This window comes from Ensifer sp. (assembly GCF_035999135.1).
Classification (GTDB): domain Bacteria; phylum Pseudomonadota; class Alphaproteobacteria; order Rhizobiales; family Rhizobiaceae; genus Ensifer.
Map to the genome: position 1 here is coordinate 1 of NZ_DASYGZ010000050.1, position 24,228 is coordinate 24,228.

Consider the following 24,228-nt stretch of genomic DNA (forward strand, 5'->3'; position numbering starts at 1 on the left):
GCCGGTTCATCTTGCCGAGCATGACCTGTCGTGTGAGGTAATCCTTGTAATCGCTCATTCCCCTGTTCCCTTTTCTCGTCGGCATTCGCCGTTCGTTGTGGTTGGTAGAGATTGTATCGATGGCTTCGGACCGGCCCAAAGTGGCCGCTTCTCGTCGTTTCGGGTGCTGTTTCTCCTTCCTTCGGACCGGGCGCCCTGCGTTGAGATCGATAAGCGTAATCGCTGGAACTCTTCTTGTAACGCCCTAAATTACAATTTATTTCCATAAGCTTGGCTTATGGATGCGTGCTTATTTGCACGCGGGTTTCCCGCGCGTTTCGTCACGTTCCGGTGCCGGTCGTCCGGCTCTGTCGCCTGCGCCGCCAAGGGTTGGCGGGGTTTGTCGAAAGCGGGGTGCCGGCGGAAATCCGCTGGCACTTTTCCCGCCCTAGCGACCCTTCCACACGGGGTCGCGTTTCTCCGCGAAGGCGCGCGCGCCCTCCAGCTGGTCTTCGCTCGAATAGAGAATGTCGACGGTCTTGAACTGCCGCTGGGTGATCTTGTTCATGGTCGTCTGGAAGGCCTCGCCCTCGGCGGCGCGCACCACTTCCTTGATCGCGGCGTAGACCAGCGGCGGGCCGCTTTCGAGCAGGCGGGCAAGCTCCCAGGCGCGCTCCAGCAGCTTGGCGGCCGGCAGGATCTCGTTGACGAAGCCCCAGCGGTGGGCCTCCTGAACGTCAAGCCAGCGGCCGGTCAGAAGCATGTCCATGGCGATGTGGTAGGGGATGCGTTTCGGCAGCTTGATCGAGGCGGCGTCGGCGACGGTGCCGGAACGGATCTCGGGGAGCGCGAAGGTGGCGTGTTCGGCGGCGAGGATCAGGTCAGTCGAAAGCGCGATCTCGAGGCCGCCGCCACAGCAGATGCCGTTGACCGCCGCGATGATCGGCTTGTTGAGGTCGCGCAGTTCCTGCATGCCGCCGAAACCGCCGACGCCATAGTCGCCATCGACCGCGTCGCCATCGGCGGCAGCCTTCAGGTCCCATCCCGGACAGAAGAATTTTTCACCGGCGCCGGTGATGATCGCGACACGCAGGCTGTCGTCGTCGCGAAAGTCGCGAAAGATCTCCCCCATCACCCGGCTGGTTTTCAGGTCGATAGCATTGGCCTTCGGCCGGTCGATCGTGACTTCGAGAATGCCGCCTTCGCGGCGCGTGAGGATCGGTCCGGTCATGAGGGTCAGTTCCTCCGGCGAATGAGAGCGTCTGCGGCTACGGCCCCCTGGCCGTTCGGCAACACCATCAATGGATTGATATCGAGTTCTTCGAGTTTCGAAGCGTTTGCAACGACATAGGATGCCGCTGCAGCGACAGCGTCGATCAAGGCTGCGTCATCGCCGGCCGGGCCGCCGCGATAGCCATCGAGCAACTTGCGGATCTTCAGCCCGCCGATAGCCTCGCGGATGGCTTGCGGCGTCGTCGGCAGCGTCAGGATGGCGGAATCGTCGAGCAGTTCCACGAGGATGCCGCCGGCGCCGATCGTCAGCACGGGGCCCGCCACCGGATCGCGCATCGCGCCGATGATGAGTTCGGCGACCGGTTTTGCCACCATCTTTTCGACCAGATAACCCGAGGCGACGGCGGCCATGGCCTTTGCCGCCGCATGGACTTCATCGCGGGTTGTTAGGTTGAGCTTTACCGCGCCCGCCTCGGTCTTGTGGGCGACCCCGAGGCCCTTCAGCACGACCGGGAAACCGAGCGCTTCGGCGGCTGCTGCCGCCGCTTCGGGAGTTGCCACTGCCTTGCCTTTCGGTACGGTGAGGCCGAAGGCGGCAAGCTCCACCTTCGCCTCGTGTTCGCTGAGCGTGATCGCGTCACCGGCGTGGACGCCGCTGCCGTCGAGCAGGCGTGGCGGGACAGGTTTCTTCCAGGCGGCCCCGATGTCGGCGGCCGTCTCGATCGCGGCCAGGGCCTCCTCGATGCCGAAGAAGGGCACGATGCTCGCCTTCATCAGGAAGAGGGCGGTGGCTTCAGGCATGTTTTCGCCGAGGCTCGCGACGATGCCGGCGCGCGCGCCAGTCGCCCGGGCCGCGTCGATCACCGCGTGGCAGGTGGTCTCCCAGTCCGCGGGGTCGCAACGGTCGAGGCGGGGGAAATCGAGGACCAAGAGATTGATCGCATAACCGCCCTTCATCATGGCGGTAAAGGCGGTCGTCTGCTTCTCGCGATTGCCCCAGACGAAGGTATGGTAATCGAGCGGGTTGGCGATCGTCACCATCTCTCCGAGCGCGTCCTTGAGCGGCTTCTTCTGCTCGTCGCGCAAGGGCCGGTAGTTGACCCGGTAGCGCTCGCCGGCATCCGCCATCAGCGAGGCCTCGCCGCCCGAGCAGCTCATCGAGGAGATGTCGCGGCTATCGAGCGGTCCGGCCACATGCAGGAGCTTCAGTGTTTCCAGGAGCGCCGGCAGGGTGTCGACGCGGCCGATGCCGAGGCGGGCAAGCAGCGCCGAGGAGACACGGTCGTTGCCGGCAAGCGAGGCGGTGTGCGACACGGTCGCAAGCTGGGCTGCCTCGGACTTGCCGACCTTCAGCGTCACGACCGGCTTGCTGAGTTCGCGCGCCCGGGTTGCCAGCCGCTCAAGGGCGGCCATGCTGTCGAAGCCTTCGATGTGCAGGCCGACGGCGGTGACGCGCGGGTCTTCCAGTACCGCGCAGGCGATATCGGACAGGCCCGTCTGTGCCTGGTTGCCGGCGGTCATGACATAGGCGAGCGGCAGGCCGCGCGTCTGCATCGAGATGTTGCAGGCGATGTTGGAGGATTGGGTGAGGATCGCGACGCCCTTTTCGACGCGCTGCATGCCGTGCTGGTCCGGCCAGAGCAGGGCGCCATCGAGCATGTTGATGAAGCCGTAGCAATTCGGGCCGACGATCGGCATGTCGCCGGCGGCCGCCACCAGCGCCTCCTGCAGGTCGTTGCCGTCGTCAAGCTCGCTAGCCGCCTCGCGGAAACCCGAGGCGTAGCAGACCGCGCCGCCTGCGCCACGGCCCGAGAGATCGCGGATGATGTCGATCGTCAGCTGCCGGTTGACGCCGACGAAGGAGGCGTCCGGGGCGCCCGGAAGCTCGGCGACGGAACGGTAGCATTTGCGGCCGAGGATCTCGGTCTCGCGTGGATGCACCGGCCAGATCTCGCCGGTAAAACCCATCTTGTCGCATTGTTCGATGACCCGCCGGGCTTCTTTGCCGCCGAAGACGGCGATCGAGCGCGGGCGGATCAGGCGGTCGAGGGAGCGGGGAGTGGAGTTCATGCTGCCTTGCACTCCGTCATACCGATGGTCGTCGGAGCGCTTGCCACCAACGCCCTCATTCCTGTGACAAGCACAGGAATGAGGAGGGGAGAGAGGTTCATCACCTCTAGCCGATCTCCCCCCTTGTGGGGGAGATGCCCGGCAGGGCAGAGGGGGGCAACTACTGGAAACGCACCCATCCCGTCACGCCCCCAGCGGCCGCAGCAGGTCGCGGCTGATGATGTGGCGCTGGATTTCCGACGTGCCGTCCCAGATGCGCTCGACGCGGGCGTCGCGCCAGAAACGGGCGAGCGGCAGGTCGTCCATCAGGCCCATTCCGCCGAAGATCTGGATCGCTTCGTCGGTAACCCGGGCGAGCATCTCGGTGGCAAAGACCTTGGCCGACGCAATCTCGCGGTTCGACGGCAGGCCGTTGTCGAGCCGCCAGGCGGCCGACAGCGTCAAGAGATCGGCGGCGTCGATCTCGGTGATCATGTCGGCGAGCTTGAAGGAAACGCCCTGGTTGGCGCCGATCGGCTTGCCGAACTGCTTGCGCTCGGCCGCATAATTGAGCGCATAGTCGAAGGCACGGCGGGCGCGACCGACCGAGGTCGCTGCCACGGTCAGGCGGGTGGCGAACAGCCAGTCATTGGCGACGTCGAAACCCTTGTGCACTTCGCCGAGGATCTGGGCGGAGGGCAGGCGGCAATCGTCGAAGGTGAGCACACAGTTGTTGTAGCCGCGGTGGGAGACCGAGTTGTAGCCCTTGCGGATCTCGAAACCCGGCGTGCCGCGGTCGACGAGGAAGCAGGTGATCTTCTTCTTCGGCCCGCGCGGCGTCTCTTCCTCGCCGGTGGCGATGAAGACGATGACGAAATCGGCGATGTCGGCATGGCTGATGAAATGCTTGGTGCCGTTGACGATCCAGTCGTCGCCGTCCTGGCGCGCAAAACACTTCATGCCGCGCACGTCCGAGCCGGCGTCCGGCTCGGTCATGGCGAGCGCGTCGAACTTGTCGCCCTTGACCGCCGGCAGCAAGTACTTCTCGCGCTGCTCGGCATTGCAGGCCATCAGGATGCCCGAGGGGCGGCCGAAGAAGACCGTGAGACCCATGGAGCCGCGGCCAAGCTCGCGCTCGACCAGGGTGAAGGAGGTGTGATCGAGACCGGCGCCACCGACTTCCTCGGGGAAATTGCAGCCGAAGAAGCCGATTTCCTTGCACTTGCGGGCGATGTCCTGGCCAAGCTCGCGCGGCACGATCCCGGTGCGCTCGACCTCGTCCTCATGCGGATAGATTTCCGTTTCGACGAAGCTCCTGACCGTGTCGACGATCATCTGCTGTTCTTCGGTCAGTGCGAAATTCATGTGTTCTCCCTCGCGATTATCTGCTTGCCGTGTGGCCGATCTCCCCATCGACCGTGGGCATGCCCGTCCTGCCCTTCACCCTAGCTCTCTCCCCGCAGGCGGGGAGAGGGGACGCCTCGTACGCGAAGCATCGCTGCGGTTCCAAAAACCGCTGTGACCCCACCGACTTGGCCCCGAACCACTGCGGTCTTTGATGAGCGAGCGGTTGCGGCATGTCCCTTCTCCCCGCTTACGGGGAGAAGGTCGCGGCAGCGGGATGAGGGGCTTGACCCGACGTGCCCGCAATCCCTCCGAAGACGGAGGGCTAGTCTCAGCGCTTCTGGCCGACGAAGCGGCCGACACCTTCGGGTGCCGGCAGCTGCGCATGGGCTTCAGCAATGGCTGCAAGCTTGCTCAGCACGTGCGCCGGTGCAGGCACCGCCTTGCCGGCCTTGCTGTCGACATGCAGCGTCATCTGCTCGGCGGTCGCAACCGCTTCGTTGGTGGCGGCGTTGTAGATCGTCGAGAAGATGTGCAGGCGCTTCTCGTCGGAGGAGAGCACCTGGCAGGTCGAATAGAGCGCGTCGCCGAGCCTGGCCTCGCCGAGGTTCCGGATGTGGGTCTCGACGGTGTAGTAGCTGTGGCCGTCGCGCACATAGTCGAGATCGACGCCGATCAGGCGCAGCAAGCCGTCGGTGGTGTCGCCGAAGACCTGGAGATAGCGGTGCTCGGTCATGTGGCCGTTGTAGTCGACCCAGGCGGCGCTCACCTTGGTGTCGACGATGCGCAGCGGCTTGACGTCGCCGAGGTTTGCCTCCGGCTTCTTGGCGTTCGCCCAGAGCTTGGCTTCGAAATCGGCGAGCAGCTTGCCCGCACCCCAGCCTTCGCCGCCATTGCCCGATTTCAGCGCATGCATGATGCCGACGAGGTTTTCGTCGCGGATGCGCTCCAGCTCGCGGATCGAGCGGCCGGCGGCCTGGGCGTCCGACTGGGCGCCGATCTTTTCGACCAGCGCATCGTCGAGATCGACGACATCGGTGAACTTCGTCCACGGCCATTTGAGGCACGGGCCGAACTGGGCGAGGAAGTGGCGCATGCCGGCTTCGCCGCCGGCGATGCGGTAGGTCTCGAACAGACCCATCTGCGCCCACCGCATGCCGAAGGAATAGCGCATGACGTTGTCGAGCGTCTCGGTATCGCAGATGTCGTCCTGGATCAGCCACAGCGCCTCGCGCCAGAGCGCTTCAAGCAGGCGGTCGCCGACGAAGGCCTCGATCTCCTTGGCGATGACGACGCCCTTCATGCCGATCTGCTCGACGCCCGACATGGCGCGCTCGATCGTCGCTTTGCTCGTCTTTTTGCCGCCGACGAGTTCGACCAGCGGCAGCAGGTAGACGGGGTTATAGGGATGCGCCACGAACATGCGCTCGGGATGGTGCATCTCGGATTGCAGATCGGACGGCAGCAGACCCGAGGTGGACGAACCGATCAGTGCATCGGGCCGTGCGGCCGCGTCGATCTTTGTGATGACGCCGCGCTTCAACTCCAGCCGCTCCGGCACGCTTTCCTGAATCCAGTCAGCACCTTCGACCGCTTCCTCGATGCTCTTGCAGAAGGTGAGTTTTCCCTTCGGCGGCAGGGGCGCCATGGTGAGCATGGCATAGGCGCGCTCGGCATTGGCCATGACTTCGCCGATGATGCGCTCGGCTTCCGGATGCGGGTCGAAGATCTTCACGTCGATACCGGCAAGCGCGAAACGCGCCACCCAGGCGCCACCGATGACGCCACCGCCGACACAGGCTGCTTTGGTGATAAAGCTCATGATTGTTCTGTCCCTGCTCAGCGCTTCGTCAGCTTCAGTTTCTCGCGGACTTCCTTCGGTCCGATGATCTTGGCGCCCATGCCCTCGATGACGCCGACCGCCTTTTCGACGAGCTGGCCGTTCGTCGCGAGCTGGCCCTTGCCGATATAGAGGTTGTCTTCGAGGCCGACGCGGACATTGCCGCCGGCAAGGATGGCTGCGGCCGGATAGGCAAGCGCGTTGCGGCCGATCGAGAAGGCCGAGAAGGTCCAGTTGGCGGGCACATTGTTGACCATCGCCATGAAGGTGTTGAGGTCATCAGGCGCGCCCCATGGGATGCCCATGCAGAGCTGGATCAGCACCGGATCCTCGATCAGGCCTTCCTCGACGAGCTGCTTGGCAAACCACAGGTGACCGGTGTCGAAAGCTTCGATTTCCGGGCGCACGCCCAGTGCCGTCATCTGGCGGGCCATCTCACGCAGCATCGACGGCGTGTTGGTCATGACGTAATCGCCGAGCGAGAAGTTCATGGTGCCGCAGTCGAGCGTGCAGATTTCCGGCAGGCATTCGGCAACATGGGCGACGCGCTCGGTGGCGCCGGCCATGTCGGTGCCCTTCTCGTTGACGGGCAGGGGCTTTTCGACATTGCCGAACACCAGGTCGCCGCCCATGCCGGCGGTCAGGTTCAGGACGATGTCAATATCGGCGGAGCGGATGCGGTCGGTCACTTCCCGGTAGAGATCGAGCCTGCGCGAGGGTGCGCCGGTCTCCGGATCGCGAACGTGGCAGTGGATCACAGCAGCTCCGGCCTTCGCCGCCTCGACCGCCGCTTCGGCGATCTGTTTCGGCGTGATCGGAACATGGCCGGACTTTGAAACGGTGTCTCCCGAGCCGGTGACGGCACAGGTGATGAATACCTCGCGGTTCATGCTGAGCGGCATTGCTGTCTCCCTTTTATTGAGCCCATTACGAGCCAAGAGAACCGCTGTTGCTTTTCATTATCGGCTGCATCCTATACATTATCGGCGGTGGCTTGGAGAAGTTTGGATATGGATCAGAACGTTTCGCAGGTGCAGCACGTCGATATCCTGGTGCTGCCGGAGACCAATCTGATCCTCGTCGCTTCGGTCATCGAGCCGATGCGCGCGGCCAACCGCATCGCCGGGCGGCCCCTTTACGACTGGACGATCTTCAGCCCGGATGGAGCGCCGATCGAGACCAAGAGCGGCATACCGATCCCGGTTTCAGGCCCTTTCCGGCCGCAGCGCGAGACATCGCCGCTCTTCATCCTCTCCAGCTACAACTGGGAGCGCAGCGCCACATCGCAATTGAAGATGATGCTGTCCCAGACCGCACGGCACCGCGAGATGATGGCGGGCATCGAATCGGGCTCCTGGCTGCTGGCCGAAACCAGCCTGCTCGACAAATCCAAGGCGACGACGCACTGGGAGGATTTCGAGGATTTCACCACGGCCTATCCGCAGGTGACGATGGTACGCGAGCGCTTCGTCATCGACGGCAAGCGCATTACCACAGGCGGCTCGCTGCCGACGCTCGACCTGATGCTGGAGCTCATCCGCCGGGCGCATGGCTATTCGCTGGCGCTCGAAGTGTCGCGGCTCTTTATCTACGAGCAGGAGCGCACCCGTGGCGACCTCCTGCAGATGCCGGCGATCGGCAACATGCGCATTCTCGACCCGCGCGTCGGCGCCGCCGTGAAGCTGATGGAGGAAACGGTGGAGGCGCCACTGACGCTTTCACGGCTCTCCCGCCGCATCGGCGTCAGCGCGCGCCATCTGCAGGATCTCTTTCGCGACACGATGGGGGTCGCCCCGCATGAACACTACCTGGCGCTCCGCCTCAATGCGGCGCGCCGCAAGGTGATCGAGACCCGTCTGGAATTCGCCGACATCGCCGCGATCTCGGGCTTCAATTCCTCGTCGTCGTTCTCGCGCAGCTACCGGGCGCATTATCGCGAAAGCCCGAGCGAGACGCGCAGGCGGCTGAAGTTGAAGGGTTGAGGCGGTTCTTCATGTGTTGATTCAAGGGGGATTTCGGAGTCTTTTCAGACGGTTGATGGCGGATGATCAGGAATTGAGTCCGGTGCTGGTCCGACAGGCTCGGAGCTTGTTTTGCTTCGTGACAGACTTTCTCCTCCGTCATTCCTGTGCTTGTCACAGGAATCCAGCAGCCCAAGTCTTTGGGCTGAAAAGAGTCTCTCCGCCGTGCTGACGCGCGTCGACTGGGTTCCTGTGACGAGCACAGGAATGACGGCAAGGAAGCGTGGGTATCGCGGAATTTGGTGCCGTGGCCTGTGAATCGACAACACCTCACTGCCGCGCGCCCGCCCGCATCATCGAAATCATCAATTCGCCGACCTCGCCGGCAATGGCGCCGCGGGGCCAGACGAGCGTCAGGGACTGGCGATAGGCCGGGCCGAGGCGGATCATCGCCGGTGGGCGATGCACCCGGGCGAGCGAGGATTCCGGCAGCACCGAGAGATAGCCGTGCTGGCCGACGAGATTGATGATGACGGGGATCGAATCGACCTCGACAAGGGTGATGCGCCGCCGCTCGGCTTCGTCGAGCGTATCGTCGAGGAAGCGGGCCGCCTCGCGCCGAAGTCCGCTCCTGACGCTCGGCACGGCGATCGGGCAGGTGGCGAGCAGCCGCGGCAGGTCACCACCCATGTCGGAGAGAGCCGCGGCGGGGCCGGCAAGCACCAGCGGCGTCTCGGACACAAGCCGGCCATCGCAGTCTGTCGGGATCTCGGCGACATCCAGCAGGGCGGCGTCGAAGCGGCGGGCCTTGAGGCCGGCCAGAAGCTCGTCCGCGGTCGTGCTGGAAATGAACAGGGGCTGGCGGGGGCGGGTGCGGTGCCAGTTTGCCGTCAACGCCGCCAGCATGCGGGCGATCTCGCTCTCCGGGCCGAGCGGCATCACGGCCCCGAGCCGCCAGGTGGCGACGTCGCGGCGGAAGCGGTCGGCGGAGGCGTGGGTCAGCCGCGCCCAGATATCGAGCAACTCTTCGACCAGCGGTATGAGGCCCTGGCCAGTTGCCGTGCAGAGGATGCCTCCGTGGGAGCGCTCGAACAGCCGGCAGCCGAGATGGCGCTCGAGGTCTGCCATCTGCCGGGTCAGTTGCGGCTGGCCGAGGCCGAGCGCCTTGGCCGTGGCGCGGATGCTGCCGGAGCGGGCGATGCGGATGAAGCGGTCGAGCGCGACGAGGCCGACCGGCGGTACGGGCTCGCCTTCCTGCCGGTCGGCGACCTTGAGGATGGCGGCGATCCTGGCCATCGCGTCGCGGATGTCGTTGGCGCGGGCGCGGGCCTCCAGCGTCAGGACGAGAGCGGTTTCCTCCCGCCGGAAGAGCGGCATCGAGATGGCCTGTTCGAAGCGTTTGACGGCGGCGCTGACGCTTGAAGGTGCGCGTTTGCTGACGACCGCTGCGCGGCGAATGCCACCTTCGTCGAGCACCGCCTCGACCAGGGCGATCGTTGCCAGATCCATGCGTCCATCCCCGCGGGCGGCCGCCGCGAACCGAGTGTTCCGGGATGTGCATCGCCCGTTCCAGATTTGGGATATAGCATGGATGTGCGGTAAGCGCATAGCATGCTTTCAGCAACGGTTCCCCTGCGAGCGTCGGTTGCGGGAATTTCAAGCATCCGCGCACCGCTTCGAACCCGAGGCGAGCCCGGCGCGGAAGGATATCTGTCGGCATGCTGCATCAGTTCAAAACCACCGTTCTCTGCGGGAAACCGCTTGATTTCGCCACGCTCGAGGACATCGGGTCGGGAAGGGTGCGGCCGGTGCCCGACGATGGCGGTATGGAGCGGGTGGCCGCCGCCCACAAGGTGATCGCCGATCGCATCGCCATGGGCCTGCCGGTCTATGGATCGAACACCGGCGTCGGTTCGATGAAGGATCGTCTGTGGACGGCCGACGATCTGGCCGAATTCAACAATGCGCTGGTGCGCGCCCATCATTTCGGCACCGGCGAGTTCTTCGCACCGGCGATCGTGCGCATGGCGATTGCGATCCGCGTGAATACGGCGATGCGCGGCCACACCGGCTGCAGCCCGGAGCTCATCCGGGCATTCCTGTCGCTGCTCGAGGCCGACATCATTCCGGCCGTGCGTCGCCACGGCTCGATGGGCTGCGCCGATATCGGCCTGATGGGGCAGATCGCCTCGGTGCTGACGGGCGTTGGCGAGGCCTATTATCAGGGCCGGCTGGTGACGGCGGAGACGGCGCTCTCCGAGGCCGGCCTGAAGCCTTTCATCATGCAGCCGCGTGATGCGCTGGCCGCGCTCAGCGTCAACGCCATCGCCTTTGCCGCGGCCGCCAACGTGCTGCGCGAGGCGGCCTCGGCGATCCGCGTGCTGCTCGTCACCGGGGTGATGTCGTCGCTGGCACTCGGCGCGTCTGCCGATCCGTGGCGGGTGGCGGCAACACTCTCGACCCGTGGCGAGGCGGTGGTCGGCTCCTGGCTCTACGGTCAGTCCGGGGTTGCCGACTGGCCGGTGCCGACGGCGATCCACGATCCCCTAAGCCTGCGCATGACGGCGCAGGTCTTCGGCGCGGTCGTCGATACGCTGCTGGTCGCTGCCGGGCGGCTGGTCGAGGCGACCTATCTCTCCGACGACAATCCTGTTGTCATCGGCGGCCAGGTCCATTCCTCCGGCGCATCGCTGCCGTTGACGACGACGCTTTACATCGAGGCGGCGCAGATCGCCTTTTCGCATGCCGCGCGCAACGTCTTGAACCGCTGCATCCTTTTGTCCAACGGCGGACGGCGCAATCTCTCGGTCAACCTGGTGGCGCCGGGGGAAGTTGCGACAGGGCTCGGGCCGCTGATGAAGCTCGCCGTCGAACTCTACATGCGCGTGCAATCGCTGGCCGTGCCGCTCTCGGCGCAGTCGATCGTGGTTGCCGGCGGTCTCGAGGAGGAGGCGACCTTCCTGCCATTGATCGTAGAGCGCATGGAGACGCAGGTGCGGGATCTGCGCCAGCTCGCTGCCATCGAGGCGATGCTGTCGGCCCAGGCGATCGATCTCGTCGGCGACCAGCCGCAAGGGATCGTCAAGCGTGCCTATGACCAGACGCGCTCGGTCAGTCCCATGTATCTGAAGGACCGCCCGCTCTCCAAGGAGATCGAGGCGCTGCAGGATGCGTTTACCTGCCACGACCTGTTGCGCTCCTTCGTCGCGACCGCGCCGATGCCGGAGTTCGACGACTTCTTCGCGCTCGGCAAGTAATCCAGGACCGATCCAACCGGGAGAACCGCATGTCCGATTTTGATCTCGTTCTGAAAGGCACCGTCGTTCTCCCCCACCGCATCGTCGAGGACGGCCATGTGGCTGTCCGTGACGGCAAGGTGGTGCATGTCGGTCAGGGGGCGGCGCCGGCCGCTCGCGAGCGCCATGATCTCGGCGAAGCGCTGATCCTTCCGGGCGCCGTCGATGCGCAGGTGCACTCGCTGTCGCAGAAGAACCAGGAGGATTTCATCTGGTCGACGCGCTCGGCGGCCGCCGGCGGCGTCACCACCATCGTCGACATGCCCTATGACGAGGGCAATCTCGTCTGCTCGGCCGCAGCGCTCAACCGCAAGATCGACCACGCGGGACCGCAGGCGCGCGTCGACTTCGCGCTTTACGGAACGGTCGATCCCGAAGAGGGGCCGGCGCGCATCGGCGAGATGGTGGAAGCGGGCGTCGCTGCCTTCAAGTTCTCCACTTTCGGCACCGATCCCAAGCGCTTTCCCCGCATTCCGGCCGCGCTGCTCGAAGACTGCTTCCGCGCGATCGCGCCGACCGGGCTTTCAGCCGGTGTGCACAACGAGGACGACGAGGCGGTTCGTGCGGCGATCGACAGGGTCAAGGCGCAAGGGATCACCGACTACCGCGCCCATGGGCTGTCGCGCCCGCCGCTGACCGAACTGCTTGCCACAAACCAGATCTACGAGACGGGTGCTGCCACCGGCTGCCCGGCCCATGTGGTGCACTGCTCGCTCGGGCGCGGCTACGAGATCGCGAGCGCCTACCGGGCGCAAGGCCATGCCGCGACGATCGAATGCTGCATTCATTACCTGACGCTCGACGAGGAAAACGACGTGCGTCGGCTTGGCGGCAAGGCCAAGATCAACCCGCCGATCCGCCCGCGCGCCGAGGTGGAAAAGCTCTGGCGGCACGTCGCCGACGGCACGGTGACGATGGTTTCGACCGACCACGTCAGCTGGTCGGAGGACCGCAAGACCAATCCGGACATGCTCGCCAATTCGTCCGGCGTTCCGGGGCTCGAAGTGATGGTGCCGCTCTTCGTCAAGGGCGCGCTGGAGCGTGGCATTCCCTTGACGCGCGCGGCCGAGCTGATGACGCTGAATCCGGCCAGGCATTTCCGCCTCGATCACCAGAAGGGGGCGCTGGAGCCCGGCAAGGACGCCGACATCATCGTCATGACGCCGGAGCCCTATGTCTATGATGCCGCCGCGAGCGGTCACAACGTCGTCGGCTGGTCGCCCTATAATGGCATCCGATTGCCCTGGCGGGTGAGCGCCACCTATCTGCGCGGCCGGCTCGCCTTCGATGGCAGGCAGGTTCTTTCCCAGCCCGGCGCCGGCCAGTTCGTGCGGCCGCTGCCGACTTTGGTGCTGCAGGAGGCATGATGAGCAAGACTGCCCACAACAAGGTTCCGGCCAATCTGCCTGTGAATGCGAGCCGGATCGCCGGCATCGTCAACGGCCTCGCGGGGATCACCGAGCCCGACCGGCCCTATACGCGCCGTGCGTTCACGCCGCTCTTCCTCGAAGGTCGCGCCTTTCTGGACCGCCGTTTCCGCGCCGCGGGCCTCGAGACCCGGATTGATGCCGCCGGCAACCTGATCGGCCGACGCAAGGGGAAAAAGTCGGCGCTCGGCACGATCCTGCTTGGCTCCCACTCTGACACGGTGCCCGATGGCGGCCGTTTTGATGGCATCGCCGGTGTGGCCGCCGCACTCGAAGTGGCGCGCGCTCTCTCCGACAACGGCATCGAGCTCGACCATGACCTGGAGATCGTCGATTTCCTCGCCGAGGAAGTGTCGATCTTCGGCGTCTCCTGCGTCGGCAGCCGCGGCATGGCCGGCGTGCTTCCGGATGGTTGGCTGAGCCGGACGCAGGGCGAGCTCAGCCTCAGGCAGGGTATTGTCGAGGTCGGCGGTGACCCGTCGCGGCTCTCGGGCTCCAAGCGCTCGGATATCAAGGCCTTTCTCGAACTGCACATCGAGCAGGGACCGGTGCTCGAAACCGGGCGGCTCGATGTCGGTATCGTCACGGCGATTTCCGGCATCACCCGCATCGAGATCATCGTCGAGGGCCAGGCGGACCATGCCGGCACGACGCCGATGGGGCATCGGCGCGACGCGCTCGTCGCAGCATCCCGGCTGGTGCTGGAGATCGAGCGGCTGGCGACGGAATTTTCAAGGGGCGACGGGCACTTCACCGCGACGGTCGGCGAGTTCTCGATCGAGCCGAACGCCGCCAATGTGGTGCCGTCGCGGGTGCGGCTGCTGATCGATGCCCGGGCTGAGCTGCGCCCGCAGATGCAGCGTTTCCTCGACACGCTTCAGCCCTTGTGCACGGGCCTTGCCGAGGCGTCCGGGGTGACGATCGCGCCTGTGAATGTGATCTCGGACAACCACCCGACGCCGGGAGATGCGCTGCTGCTATCGACGCTTGAACAGAGTTGCGACGCGCTCGGCGCGAAACACCGCCGCATGGCGTCCGGCGCCGGTCACGACACCGCCTGGATGGGCCGTATCACCCGCTCGGCGATGATCTTCATCCCCTGCCTTGGCGGGCGCTCGCATGCGCCGGAAGAATGGACTGACAACGACGATATCGCGCTCGGCGCGGCGGTCCTGTTCGATGCGGTGAAGAGGATCGACAGGAAATTGCAGGAGAAGGTGTGAGATGGGCCGGATACTGAAGGAAAAGGACGTCGAGGCGGCGGTCAAGGGCGGGTCGGTTTATGCCGCCGGTGGCGGCGGCTGGGCCGACCACGGGCGAATGCTCGGCTATGCCGCGGTCTCGATCGGCAAACCGGAGCTCGTTTCGATCGACGAGCTTGACGCCAACGACTGGGTGGCGACGGCAGCCGCTATCGGCGCGCCGGCCTCGACCACGCCCTGGGAGATGCGCGGCGTCGACTACGTCAAGGCGGTGCAGCTCTTGCAGGAAGCACTCGGCGAGAAGCTCTCCGGGCTGATCATCGGCCAGAACGGCAAGTCCTCGACGCTCAACGGCTGGCTGCCCTCGGCGATCCTCGGCACCAAGGTGGTCGACGCGGTCGGCGATATCAGGGCGCATCCGACCGGAGACATGGGCTCGATTGGCCTTGCCGGTTCGCCCGAGCCGATGATCCAGACGGCGGTCGGTGGAAATCGCGAGGAGAACCGTTACATCGAGCTGGTGGTGCGCGGCGCCACCGCCAAGGTGTCACCGGTCCTGCGCACCGCCTCCGACATGTCCGGCGGCTTCATCGCCTCCTGCCGCAATCCGGTGCGCGCGTCCTATGTGAAGGACAATGCCGCACTCGGCGGTATCTCGCTGGCGCTCGCGCTCGGAGAGGCGATCATTGCGGCGGAAGCGAAGGGCGGCAGCGCCGTCATCGACGCGATCGTCAAGACGACCAATGGCGCGATCCTTGCGGAAGGCACGATCACCGACAAATCCGTCGTCTATACCAAGGAAGCCTTCGACATCGGCACGGTGACGCTGGGGAAGGGCGCTGACTCGACGGTATTGCACGTGATGAACGAGTATATGGCGGTTGACTCAGCGGAAGGCATGCGGCTTGCGACCTTCCCCGACGTCATCACCACGCTGTCGCCGGAAGGCGAGCCCTTGAGCGTCGGCCAGCTTCAGGTGGGCATGCGGATCTTCGTGCTGCATGTGCCGAAGACGGTGATTCCGCTATCGTCCAGCGTGCTCGACCCGACGGTCTATCCATCGGTCGAAAAGGCGATGGGTATCGAGCTGGCCCGCTACGCGCTCTCCGGCCGGACCTGACGGGAGACAGCCATGGCGCGCGATGCCGGACTGGAAGAACTGATCCGCGAAGAGCTCGGCGATCGCGCCGGGCTCTCGGAAAAGGCCATGTTCGGCGGTTGGGCCTATCTCCTTCACGGCAATCTGCTTCTTGGCGCGCGCGAGGGTTCGCTGCTCGTCCGGCTCGGCAAGGGCAATGACGGCTGGGCGCTGGATCTGCCCGATATCGAGCTGATGGTGATGAACGGGCGAGCGATGCACGGCTGGGTGCGGGCAGGGGCCGGCGCCTATGGCGACGACCTCTTGCGCAAGCGGCTGCTCGATCGGGCGATCGCGTTTGTCGGGACGTTGCCGCCGAAGTGAAGGCTGGTGGGTGGAATTGCCCCTCACCCTAACCCTCTCCCCGCCTGCGGGGAGAGGGGACGTGGCCACCAGCCTCCCCGATGGGTTTGGCGAGCATTGAGCCAATTGCGTTTGCCGCAAGGTTATGCGCTTCGGCCAAGTATCCGGATGTGACCCAGGCGGCAATCACAAAGGTGTTCCCTCTCCCCGCGCACGGGGAGAGGTCTAGGGTGAGGGGCAATCGCCTTGCGCCATAAGCGAATGAGAGGCGCAATTGCACCTCTCGCCGAAACGACAAAGAGGAACGAGACGATGCCCAAGGCCAATCCCCGTCACCCTGGTTTTCCGATCCCCGGCGGGCCTGAGCTGCGCGCCAAGGGCTGGCGGCAGGAAGCGCTGTTGCGTTTGCTCGAAAACGTGCTCTCGGTCGGTGAGGATCCGGACAACCTCGTGGTCTATGCAGCGTTTGGCAAGGCGGCGCGCAACTGGCCGGCGCACCGGGCGATCGTGAAAACGCTGATCGAGATGGACGAAGACCAGACGCTGATCATCCAGTCGGGCAAGCCGGTGGGGCTCTTGAAGACCCACGCCAAGGCGCCGCTGGTCATCATGGCCAATTGCAACATCGTCGGACAATGGGCGAAGGCCGAGGTCTTTTACGAGCTGCAGCGCAAGGGGTTGATCTGCTGGGGAGGGCTGACGGCCGGCGCCTGGCAGTACATTGGCAGCCAGGGCGTGATCCAGGGCACCTACGAGATCTTCATGCGCATCGCCGAGCGCCGCTTCGGCGGCGATCTCGCAGGCCGTTTCGTGCTGACCGCCGGGCTCGGCGGCATGGGCGGGGCGCAGCCGCTCGCCGGTCGCATGGCGGGGGCGGCGATCCTCTGCATCGACATCGACGCCGACCGGGCGAAGAAACGGCGGGAAATCGGCTACCTGCAGGAGATCGCGCCCGATCTCGATGCGGCACTTGCCATGATCGACGCGGCAGTCAAGGACAAGCGCGCGCTATCCGTCGGCCTCGTGGGCAATGCGGCCGAGATCTATCCGGAGATCGCCCGGCGCGGCATCGTGCCTGACGTCGTGACCGACCAGACCTCGGCCCATGACCTCGTCTATGGCTATGTGCCGAAGGGCATGAGCCTCGACCAGGTGAAATCGTTGCGCGACGATGGCCAGGGACAGTTGATGGCGGCAAGCCGCGCCTCGATCGTCGAGCATGTGAAGGCGATGCTCGATTTCCAGAAACAGGGCTCGGAGGTCTTCGACAACGGCAACCTCATCCGCACCCAGGCGCGGGACGGCGGCGTCGCCAATGCCTTCGACATTCCGATCTTCACCGAAGCCTATCTGCGCCCGCTCTTTGCCCGCGCCATCGGTCCCTTCCGCTGGATGGCGCTCTCGGGCGAGGAGAGCGACATCGCGCGGATCGACGATCTGCTTCTGGACATGTTCCCGGATAACCGCATCATCACCAACTGGATCCGGCTCGCGCGCGAGCATATCCCCTTCGAAGGCCTCCCGGCGCGCATCGCCTGGCTTGGCCATGGCGAGCGCACGGCGCTGGCGCGGCGTGTCAACGAGTTGGTGGCCACCGGTGAACTTAGGGGCCCGATCGCCTTTTCGCGCGACCACCTCGACGCCGGCGCCATGGCGCATCCGAACATCATGACCGAGCGGATGAAGGACGGATCGGACGCGATCGCCGACTGGCCGCTGCTTGACGCCATGCTGCTCTGCTCGTCGATGGCCGACCTGGTGGTCGTGCATTCCGGCGGCGGCGGCTATGCCGGCTACATGACCAGCTGCGGCGTGACCGTGGTTGCCGATGGCACGGTGGAGGCGGACGAGCGGCTCGACCATGCGCTCACCAACGACACGTCGCTCGGCGTCATCCGCTATGCGGACGCGGGTTATGAAGAGAGCTTCGAGGAGATTGCGGCCAAGGGTATCGGGCACGTGCAGGTCTAGACCTGGCGTCAGGGTCGCGCAGCGTTGCCCGATTCACTGCCCTCATTCCTGTGACGAGCACAGAAATGAGGGAGAGGAGGAAGCGGCCCACGCTTGAAGGCGAACTCTCGGGTCGAGGCGGTGATGTCCCGCGTCACGCAGGGACCTCAGTGGGAGTGAGGGCTATCGCAAAGGATCCGACGGCCTCTCACACTGCCATCGGCCCAGCCTGTTCTGCGATCGAATGCCTTGGTACCCCGCCCGCCGCGCGCTAATATGCCGCCTTTGCTGCCTGGAGGCGATCATGACGTCGAGCTTCAATGTGCAGAGTGCTGATGGCTACGAACAGTTGATGGGTCGGTGGAGCCGGCAGTTGGCGCCGCTGTTCATCGATTTCGCCGGCCTTGCCGATGGCGAGCGGGTGCTGGACGTTGGTTGCGGCACCGGCAGCCTGACCTTTGCGCTGCCGCATGCGGCCGATCTCCGTGAGATCGTTGCCATCGATTTTTCACCCGTCTTCGTCGAGGCGACGATCAGGGCGAACAGCGATCCCAGAATAAAGGTCCAGCAGGCGGATGCCTGTGCGCTGCCCTTTGTCGACGCATCCTTCGACCGGGCGCTGGCGATGCTGGTGCTGCACTTCGTGCCGGAGGCGGGAAAGGCGGTCGCCGAGATGCGCCGGGTCACGCGGCCGGGTGGCGTGGTCGCGGCCGTCGTCTGGGATCATTACGGCGGCATGCCGGGCATGCGCATGGTGCTCGATGTGGCGGCCATGCTCGATGGGAATGCCGAACAGGTGCGCAGCCGCTACTGCTCCCAGCCGATGATGCGGCCGGGTGAGATGATGCAGAGCTTCGCTGCCAATGGGCTTGCAAACGTCGAGCAGACGTCGCTGATGATCCGGATGGACTACCTGTCGTTCGACGATTTCTGGCAGCCGATCTCGGCGGGCGAGGGGCCGCTCGGCAAATACATCGGCGCGCTCGACGCCGGGCAGCGGGCGAAGATCGATGCGGCGGTCAAGGCCGCCTACCAGGCGGGCCAGCCGGATGGACCGCGGTCTTTTGCAGCGGTGGCGTGGGCCTGTCGAGGGATGGTTCCCGGGGCGTGATCGCTAACCTCCTTCTTCCCTGTGCTTGTCACAGGGATACAGCAGCGCCGCGTCGGCGGCGCCGGGAAACGCTATGCGAATTCGTGAGAGTCGTTCACGGCGCGGACACGCCGTGGCTGGATTTCTGTGACGAGCACAGAAGTGAGGGAGAGGAGGAGGTGCTTGCAGACACACAGAAATGTGGAAGAGGAGGAAGCGTTTGAAGGCTCGACGGCAGTGGGGAGCGCCGCCGCTGCCGCCACTCCCGACATCCTGAGGATGCCGCCTTCCTAGCGTCCCAACATCAGACGACCATCACACCACCGTCTCGCCGCCATCGACCACGAGGATCTGGCCGGTCATGTAGGAAGAGCGGTCGGAGACGAGGAACAGGATCGACTCGGCGATCTCGTCGACGCTGGCCCAGCGGCCGAGCGGCACCTTGTCGCGGATATAGGATTCGATTGCGCTGCGGCCGCCCATCTGGGCGATGAAGGGGTCGTTGAAGGGAGTGTCGACCCAGCCGGGGCAGAGCGCGTTGACGCGGATGCCGTGGCGGGCGTAGTCGCCGGCCATCTGTTTGGTCATGGCGATCACGGCGTGTTTGGTGGTGGTATAGGCGATCATCTCGCGGTCGTAGAGCACGCCAGACGAGGACGAGGTGTTGAGGATGACGCCGCGGCCGGCGGCGCGCATCGACGGCATGACGAGGCGTGCGGCCATGAAATGGGCGCGCACGTTGAGGTTCCAGGAGCGGTCGAAGCCGGCGACCTCGACCTCTTCCAGATCGCCCGCGACCTGCGCGCCGGCATGATTGTGCAGGATGTCGATGCGGCCGTGGCGATAGAGGATATCGGCGATACCGTCGGAAAGGGCCGCGTCGTCGGTCACGTCGATCGCCAGCGCTTCGGCGCTGCCGCCCTTGTCAGTGATCGCCTCGACGGCGGTTGCCGCTGCGGCAAGGCTGCGGTCGACGACGACGACATGGGCGCCTTCGCGCGCCATGATGGCCGCACCCGCCTGACCGATCCCGGAGCCGGCTCCGGTCACGATCGCGACCCGGTCTTTCAGGATCATGGTTTCACTCCCCGGATTTTGTTTTCTTTTCCCGCATCAGGATGCGGGCAGTCAGGATCAAGAGCAGCGAGGCGACGAGCACCAGCGTCGCGATCGCATTGATCTCGGGCGTCACGCCGCGGCGGATCGAGGCGAAGACATAGATCGGCAGCGTGGTCTTCGAGCCCGCGACGAAGAAGGCAATGATGAAATCGTCGAAGGAGAAGGTGAAGGCGAGAAGAAAGCCGGCGAGGATCGATGGCAGGATTTGCGGCAGCACGATCAGCCGGAAGGTTGTGAGCGGCGTCGCATAGAGATCGCCCGAGGCTTCGACGATGTCGCGGCCGAGGCTGGCGATGCGGGCCTTCACGATCATCGTCACCAGCGCCATGGAAAACAGGCCATGCGCGGCGATGATCGAGCCGTAGCCAAGGCCGAGCTGCGGTGGCTGCTCGCCCGGCCAAATGGTGGCGAGTGCCGGATTGACGAAGGAGAAGACGGCAACGAGCGCCACCAGTGTCGCGATGCCGATGACGACGCCGGGAACGACGATGGCGGCTGCAAACAGTGCGTCGAAGATTGCCCGGTTGCGCGGCGCCAGCCGCTCCATGCCAAGGGCCGCCATGGTGCCGAAGATCGCCGCGAGCGTCGCACTGGTGAAGGCGATCAGCAGGCTGTTTTGAAGGGCCGAGATCAGGAAGGTGTTGCCGAGCGCCTTGCCGTACCAGGCGGTCGAAAACCCGGTGAACTCGCTGGCGTTGCGCCCGGCGTTGAAGGAGAACAGCACGACGAGCGCGATCGGCGCGTAGAGGAAGAGGTAGACGGAGGAGATGAAGGCGCGCATCAGACGAGATCCACCTGTCTTGTGCCGGCGACGCGGAAGGCGATGCGCATCGCAACCATCAGGATCACCACGACGACGGCAACCAGCGTGACGGCGATCGCCGAGCCGAACGGCCAGTTTCGCGATTGCAGGAAGAGATCGACCAGCGCATTGCCGATGAAGAACACCTTGCCGCCACCGAGCAGCTGCGGGATCAGGTATTCGCCAAGGAGCAGGATCGTTACCAGCGCGACGCCGGTCATCACGCCGGGCAAGGAGAGCGGCAGGGTGACGCCGAAGAAGGTCGAGACCGGCCTGGCGCCAAGATCGGACGAGGCTTCAAGCAGGCGGCGGTCGAGTTTTTCGAGGCTCACGTAAATCGGCATGATCATCAGCGGCAGGTAGCCGTAGACGATGCCGAGCAGGACGGCGCCCGGCGTGTTCAGCATCCTCACGTCCTCGATGCCGATCATCGACAAGAGATTGGGGATGCCGCGCGAGCCGAGGATGTACATCCAGGCATAGGTACGCACGAGCAGGCTGGTCCAGAACGGCACGACGACGAGCGACACCAGGATCAGCCGGTAGCGCGGGTTGGCCTTGACCGCGAGGTAATAGGCGACCGGATAGGCGATCAGCAGGCAGGCGAGCGCGCCGACCGGCGCCAGGATGAGGGTATTCCAGAAGGCGGCCGCCCGCGTCGGCAGGTTGGCGAACTGGGCAAAGGTGAAGGCCGCCTGATAGCCGCCTTCCGGTGCGCGCTCGCCGAAGGCGAAGACCAGCATGGCGATGAAGGGCAGCACGAGGAAGATCATCAGCCAGGCCGCCGCCGGCGCCACCAGCGCCGCCGTCACCAGGTTCCTCTTCGTATTCGTTGCCGCGGTCATGAATTTCATCCGTTTGGTTTCAGTCGTTTTTTCGGGCTGCTGGGTCCGCGGTGAGGGAAGCCCCTCATCCGCCTGCCGGCACCTTCTCCCCGCAGGCGGGGCGAAGGGGAATTGTGGCGCCCGCTCGATCCCTCTCTTCCGACAGAAGCGAGGAAGCAGGGAGCTTGCCGCTTGTCCCTTGTCCCCGTGAAAACGGGGAGAAGGTGCCGCAGGCGGATGAGGGGCAATTTCCTCACGGCGCAGTCGAAGGGGCGCCCCTCGCCAGGGGACGCCAGCGTTTCGATCAAGCCGACTTGAAGCGCGCCATCAGTTCGGCGCGGCCGGGGTCGGTGAGTGTAACGGCGGCGCCGAATTCGAGCGGGGTCAGCGAGGCCTCGTCCGGGTAGACGATCTTGTTTGAGGTCACGTCGACCGGAAGCAGCTTCATCACCCGGCTGTCGGTGGTGGGCGCGCCGTTGGCGATGTGCTCCTTCATGGCGTTTTCCGGCGCCATCAGGTAGTTGAGCAGCGCGTAGCCGGCCGCCTTGTTGGCTGCACTCTTCGGGATCGCGTAGAAATCCGACCAGATCTCGCCGCCATCCTTGCCGAGCACGAACGCGATTTCCGGCATGTCGCGGTTGAGCTGGGCGCCGTCATTGGTCCAGCACATGGTCATCCAGGCGTCGGTCGCGCGCATCGACGGCTGATAGTCGCTGTTGATGGCGTAGAGGTGCGGCTTCACCTTGATCAGCAGCTCTTCGGCCTTGGCCAGCTCGTCCGGCTTGATCGAGTTGAAGGAGTAACCGAGCGAGACGAGCGCATTGCCGATGGTGGTGAGCTGGTAGTCGTGCACCATGGCGCGGCCGTCGGCCTCGGTCATGGCGATCTCGAAGAAGTCCTTCCAGCTGGTCACCGGCGTCTTGATCTTGCCCGAGTTCACGGCAATCCCGGTCGTACCCCAGTTCTTCGGCACGGCGTAGGTCTTGCCGTCGACGGTACCCTCGTTGGTAAAGCGCGCGGTCTCGGTCGCGGCGTCGTAGTTCGGAAGCTTCGCCATATCGAGCTCGTCGATCAGCCCGAGCTTCACATAGGTCGAGATCGTGTAGTTGGTCGGAACGAAGAGGTCCCAGCCGGTGCCGCCGGCCTGAAGCTTGGCGAGCATCTCCTCGTTGGAGCCGAAGACATTGACCTCGACGGCGACGCCGGTTGCCGCCTGGAACGCCTCGAAGGTCGCGGGGTCATGATAGTTCGGCCAGGTGGCGATCGACATCTGCGTGCCGAGGTCGCCGGCAAAGGCGGTGGAATTGAAGAGGCCCGGCTGGCGGGCGAGCACGGCGGTTGCAAGCCCGAGGCCGGTGACGCCGAGGAAGTGGCGGCGGGTGACCGAGCCGCGCTTCAGGCGCATCAGTTCATCGGCGAGCTGATCGGCGGTGATCGGGGCATTTTCTCTGTACCATTTGCTCATGACGCTGTTCCCTTTATCGTTTGACGTTCATGCGTAGGCGGCAGAACCGGCTCGTTGAGGCCGGGAAATCAGGCTGGAAAGACGTGAAGCGCGTTGGGGTCGAAGGCGAGGCCGACCTTTTCGCCGGGCTCGACCAGTTCACTGTCACCGAGCGCGCGACGGTCGGCGGTGACGAGGAAATCGCCGAGCCCGTCGACCGCGACGGAGTATTCGACGGCTGAGCCGAGGAAAATCCGATGGGTGACGGTGCCGGCCAAGGTTTCGGCACTCGCCGCGCCGTTGCGCGTCAGCCGGATCGCCTCCGGACGGAGCGCCACCGTTGCCGCGCCCCTGGTGCCGTTGACGGCAGGGGCGGAAAAGCGGGCGCCATTGGCGAGAACGAGAGAGGATGCGCCGTCGACGGTCGCATCGATGCGGTTGGTCTTGCCGACGAAATCGGCGACGAAGAGGCTGGCCGGCCGGTCGTAGATTTCCTGTGGCGGGCCGACCTGGACGATGCGGCCGGCATTCATGACGCAGACGAAATCGCTCATCGACAGCGCTTCTTCCTGGTCGTGGGTGACGAGCACGAAGGTGATGCCGAGTTCGCGCTGCAGCGTCTGCAGCTCGATCTGCATGGCGGTGCGCAGCTTCTTGTCGAGGGCGGCGAGGGGCTCGTCGAGCAGAAGCACCTTCGGTTTGTTGACGATGGCGCGGGCAAGCGCCACGCGCTGCTGCTGGCCGCCGGACATTTCGTGGATGCGGCGTTTGCCGAAGCCGCCGAGCCGGACCATTTCCAGCGCCTCCTGGGCACGGCGCGAAATCTCTGCGGCCGCGATGCGCGGGCGCATCTGCCTCAGGCCATAGGAAACGTTGGCTTCGACATCGAGATGGGGAAACAGCGCATAGTGCTGGAACACCATGTTGACCGGGCGGCGGTAGGCGGCAACGCCGTTCATTGGCTCGCCGCTGATGAAGACCGTGCCTTCGCTCGGCTGCTCGAAGCCACCGATCATGCGCAGGCATGTGGTCTTGCCGCAGCCGGACGGCCCGAGAAGCGCCATGAACGCGCCGCGCGGCACTTCCAGATTGATGTCGGAAACGGCCGTCACGGCGCCATAACGTTTGGCGACCGAACGGAACTCGATGTCGTTCGTCGAAGCGGATGTCACGTCTGTTCCCTGCGGTTTGTTTCGGATGTCGCCATGATCTCCCATCCTGGCACTC

19 protein-coding genes are annotated in these 24,228 nt (G+C 65.0%); 8 read left to right on the forward strand and 11 right to left on the reverse strand.

Going from position 1 to position 24,228, the window contains the following annotated elements:
• Positions 1-427: 427 nt before the first annotated feature.
• From VGO12_RS05340 to VGO12_RS05360, 5 genes are all read right to left on the reverse strand, one after another.
• Positions 428-1,210 carry a carnitinyl-CoA dehydratase gene (locus tag VGO12_RS05340; RefSeq protein WP_327511688.1) on the reverse strand — a complete coding sequence of 261 codons (783 nt, stop codon included), beginning with the start codon at positions 1,208-1,210 and terminating at the stop codon, positions 428-430.
• A gap of 5 nt (positions 1,211-1,215) precedes the next feature.
• Positions 1,216-3,282 (reverse strand): acetate--CoA ligase family protein, encoded by a 2,067-nt coding sequence (locus VGO12_RS05345; RefSeq protein WP_327511689.1) that lies wholly within the window; start codon positions 3,280-3,282, stop codon positions 1,216-1,218.
• 183 nt (positions 3,283-3,465) lie between these two features.
• Positions 3,466-4,626: an acyl-CoA dehydrogenase family protein gene (locus VGO12_RS05350; RefSeq protein WP_327511691.1), complete on the reverse strand. Its 1,161-nt coding sequence runs from the start codon at positions 4,624-4,626 to the stop codon at positions 3,466-3,468.
• 310 nt (positions 4,627-4,936) lie between these two features.
• A complete protein-coding gene (locus VGO12_RS05355) occupies positions 4,937-6,427 on the reverse strand; it encodes a carnitine 3-dehydrogenase (RefSeq protein ID WP_327511692.1) in 1,491 nt (496 codons plus the stop codon).
• A 17-nt stretch (positions 6,428-6,444) separates the two neighbouring features.
• Positions 6,445-7,347, reverse strand: a complete 903-nt coding sequence (locus VGO12_RS05360; RefSeq protein WP_327511693.1) for a 3-keto-5-aminohexanoate cleavage protein — start codon at positions 7,345-7,347, stop codon at positions 6,445-6,447.
• A 108-nt stretch (positions 7,348-7,455) separates the two neighbouring features.
• Here VGO12_RS05360 and VGO12_RS05365 point away from each other — a divergent pair, with 108 nt between their 5' ends.
• Complete coding sequence (locus tag VGO12_RS05365) at positions 7,456-8,427, forward strand: GlxA family transcriptional regulator (RefSeq protein WP_327511694.1); 972 nt, start codon at positions 7,456-7,458, stop codon at positions 8,425-8,427.
• A gap of 309 nt (positions 8,428-8,736) precedes the next feature.
• On the opposite strand, the gene VGO12_RS05370 is transcribed toward VGO12_RS05365, so the two are convergent.
• A complete protein-coding gene (locus tag VGO12_RS05370) occupies positions 8,737-9,915 on the reverse strand; it encodes a LysR family transcriptional regulator (RefSeq protein ID WP_327511695.1) in 1,179 nt (392 codons plus the stop codon).
• 209 nt (positions 9,916-10,124) lie between these two features.
• Here VGO12_RS05370 and VGO12_RS05375 point away from each other — a divergent pair, with 209 nt between their 5' ends.
• From VGO12_RS05375 to VGO12_RS05405, 7 genes are all read left to right on the forward strand, one after another.
• Positions 10,125-11,663 carry an aromatic amino acid lyase gene (locus VGO12_RS05375; protein ID WP_327511696.1) on the forward strand — a complete coding sequence of 513 codons (1,539 nt, stop codon included), beginning with the start codon at positions 10,125-10,127 and terminating at the stop codon, positions 11,661-11,663.
• Between the two features lie 29 nt (positions 11,664-11,692).
• On the forward strand, positions 11,693-13,069 hold the full coding sequence (locus VGO12_RS05380; protein WP_327511697.1) for a dihydroorotase: 1,377 nt from the start codon (positions 11,693-11,695) through the stop codon (positions 13,067-13,069).
• The gene (locus VGO12_RS05385) at positions 13,069-14,352 is read left to right on the forward strand and encodes a Zn-dependent hydrolase (RefSeq protein WP_327511698.1); all 1,284 of its coding nucleotides are present in this window, start codon (positions 13,069-13,071) and stop codon (positions 14,350-14,352) included. The genes VGO12_RS05380 and VGO12_RS05385 overlap by 1 nt, the downstream gene beginning before the upstream one ends.
• Position 14,353: 1 nt before the next feature.
• Positions 14,354-15,451 (forward strand): DUF917 domain-containing protein, encoded by a 1,098-nt coding sequence (locus VGO12_RS05390; protein ID WP_327511699.1) that lies wholly within the window; start codon positions 14,354-14,356, stop codon positions 15,449-15,451.
• A gap of 12 nt (positions 15,452-15,463) precedes the next feature.
• Positions 15,464-15,793 carry a cold-shock protein gene (locus tag VGO12_RS05395; protein WP_327511700.1) on the forward strand — a complete coding sequence of 110 codons (330 nt, stop codon included), beginning with the start codon at positions 15,464-15,466 and terminating at the stop codon, positions 15,791-15,793.
• A 291-nt stretch (positions 15,794-16,084) separates the two neighbouring features.
• Positions 16,085-17,743, forward strand: a complete 1,659-nt coding sequence (locus VGO12_RS05400; RefSeq protein ID WP_327511701.1) for a urocanate hydratase — start codon at positions 16,085-16,087, stop codon at positions 17,741-17,743.
• A gap of 283 nt (positions 17,744-18,026) precedes the next feature.
• Positions 18,027-18,833 carry a class I SAM-dependent methyltransferase gene (locus VGO12_RS05405; RefSeq protein WP_327511702.1) on the forward strand — a complete coding sequence of 269 codons (807 nt, stop codon included), beginning with the start codon at positions 18,027-18,029 and terminating at the stop codon, positions 18,831-18,833.
• 294 nt (positions 18,834-19,127) lie between these two features.
• Here VGO12_RS05405 and VGO12_RS05410 read toward each other — a convergent pair whose 3' ends face one another.
• The 5 genes from VGO12_RS05410 to VGO12_RS05430 form a co-directional block, all read right to left on the reverse strand.
• A complete protein-coding gene (locus tag VGO12_RS05410) occupies positions 19,128-19,889 on the reverse strand; it encodes an SDR family oxidoreductase (protein WP_327511703.1) in 762 nt (253 codons plus the stop codon).
• A gap of 4 nt (positions 19,890-19,893) precedes the next feature.
• On the reverse strand, positions 19,894-20,712 hold the full coding sequence (locus tag VGO12_RS05415; RefSeq protein WP_327511704.1) for an ABC transporter permease: 819 nt from the start codon (positions 20,710-20,712) through the stop codon (positions 19,894-19,896).
• Positions 20,712-21,578 (reverse strand): ABC transporter permease, encoded by an 867-nt coding sequence (locus VGO12_RS05420; protein WP_327511705.1) that lies wholly within the window; start codon positions 21,576-21,578, stop codon positions 20,712-20,714. Before VGO12_RS05420 ends, VGO12_RS05415 begins: the two co-directional genes overlap by 1 nt.
• 283 nt (positions 21,579-21,861) lie before the next feature.
• Positions 21,862-23,022 (reverse strand): spermidine/putrescine ABC transporter substrate-binding protein, encoded by a 1,161-nt coding sequence (locus VGO12_RS05425; RefSeq protein WP_327511706.1) that lies wholly within the window; start codon positions 23,020-23,022, stop codon positions 21,862-21,864.
• A 68-nt stretch (positions 23,023-23,090) separates the two neighbouring features.
• The gene (locus VGO12_RS05430; protein WP_327511707.1) at positions 23,091-24,218 is read right to left on the reverse strand and encodes an ABC transporter ATP-binding protein; all 1,128 of its coding nucleotides are present in this window, start codon (positions 24,216-24,218) and stop codon (positions 23,091-23,093) included.
• Positions 24,219-24,228 lie beyond the last annotated feature (10 nt).

Coding starts and splice junctions, on each gene's coding strand:
- VGO12_RS05385 (WP_327511698.1), top strand. CDS start 13,069: ATGAGCAAGACTGCCCACAACAAGGTTCCGGCCAATCTGCCTGTGAAT.
- VGO12_RS05400 (WP_327511701.1), top strand. CDS start 16,085: ATGCCCAAGGCCAATCCCCGTCACCCTGGTTTTCCGATCCCCGGCGGG.
- VGO12_RS05345 (WP_327511689.1), bottom strand. CDS start 3,282: ATGAACTCCACTCCCCGCTCCCTCGACCGCCTGATCCGCCCGCGCTCG.
- VGO12_RS05420 (WP_327511705.1), bottom strand. CDS start 21,578: ATGACCGCGGCAACGAATACGAAGAGGAACCTGGTGACGGCGGCGCTG.
- VGO12_RS05425 (WP_327511706.1), bottom strand. CDS start 23,022: ATGAGCAAATGGTACAGAGAAAATGCCCCGATCACCGCCGATCAGCTC.
- VGO12_RS05375 (WP_327511696.1), top strand. CDS start 10,125: ATGCTGCATCAGTTCAAAACCACCGTTCTCTGCGGGAAACCGCTTGAT.
- VGO12_RS05360 (WP_327511693.1), bottom strand. CDS start 7,347: ATGCCGCTCAGCATGAACCGCGAGGTATTCATCACCTGTGCCGTCACC.
- VGO12_RS05370 (WP_327511695.1), bottom strand. CDS start 9,915: ATGGATCTGGCAACGATCGCCCTGGTCGAGGCGGTGCTCGACGAAGGT.
- VGO12_RS05350 (WP_327511691.1), bottom strand. CDS start 4,626: ATGAATTTCGCACTGACCGAAGAACAGCAGATGATCGTCGACACGGTC.
- VGO12_RS05405 (WP_327511702.1), top strand. CDS start 18,027: ATGACGTCGAGCTTCAATGTGCAGAGTGCTGATGGCTACGAACAGTTG.
- VGO12_RS05340 (WP_327511688.1), bottom strand. CDS start 1,210: ATGACCGGACCGATCCTCACGCGCCGCGAAGGCGGCATTCTCGAAGTC.
- VGO12_RS05390 (WP_327511699.1), top strand. CDS start 14,354: ATGGGCCGGATACTGAAGGAAAAGGACGTCGAGGCGGCGGTCAAGGGC.
- VGO12_RS05415 (WP_327511704.1), bottom strand. CDS start 20,712: ATGCGCGCCTTCATCTCCTCCGTCTACCTCTTCCTCTACGCGCCGATC.
- VGO12_RS05410 (WP_327511703.1), bottom strand. CDS start 19,889: ATGATCCTGAAAGACCGGGTCGCGATCGTGACCGGAGCCGGCTCCGGG.
- VGO12_RS05395 (WP_327511700.1), top strand. CDS start 15,464: ATGGCGCGCGATGCCGGACTGGAAGAACTGATCCGCGAAGAGCTCGGC.
- VGO12_RS05355 (WP_327511692.1), bottom strand. CDS start 6,427: ATGAGCTTTATCACCAAAGCAGCCTGTGTCGGCGGTGGCGTCATCGGT.
- VGO12_RS05365 (WP_327511694.1), top strand. CDS start 7,456: ATGGATCAGAACGTTTCGCAGGTGCAGCACGTCGATATCCTGGTGCTG.
- VGO12_RS05380 (WP_327511697.1), top strand. CDS start 11,693: ATGTCCGATTTTGATCTCGTTCTGAAAGGCACCGTCGTTCTCCCCCAC.
- VGO12_RS05430 (WP_327511707.1), bottom strand. CDS start 24,218: ATGGGAGATCATGGCGACATCCGAAACAAACCGCAGGGAACAGACGTG.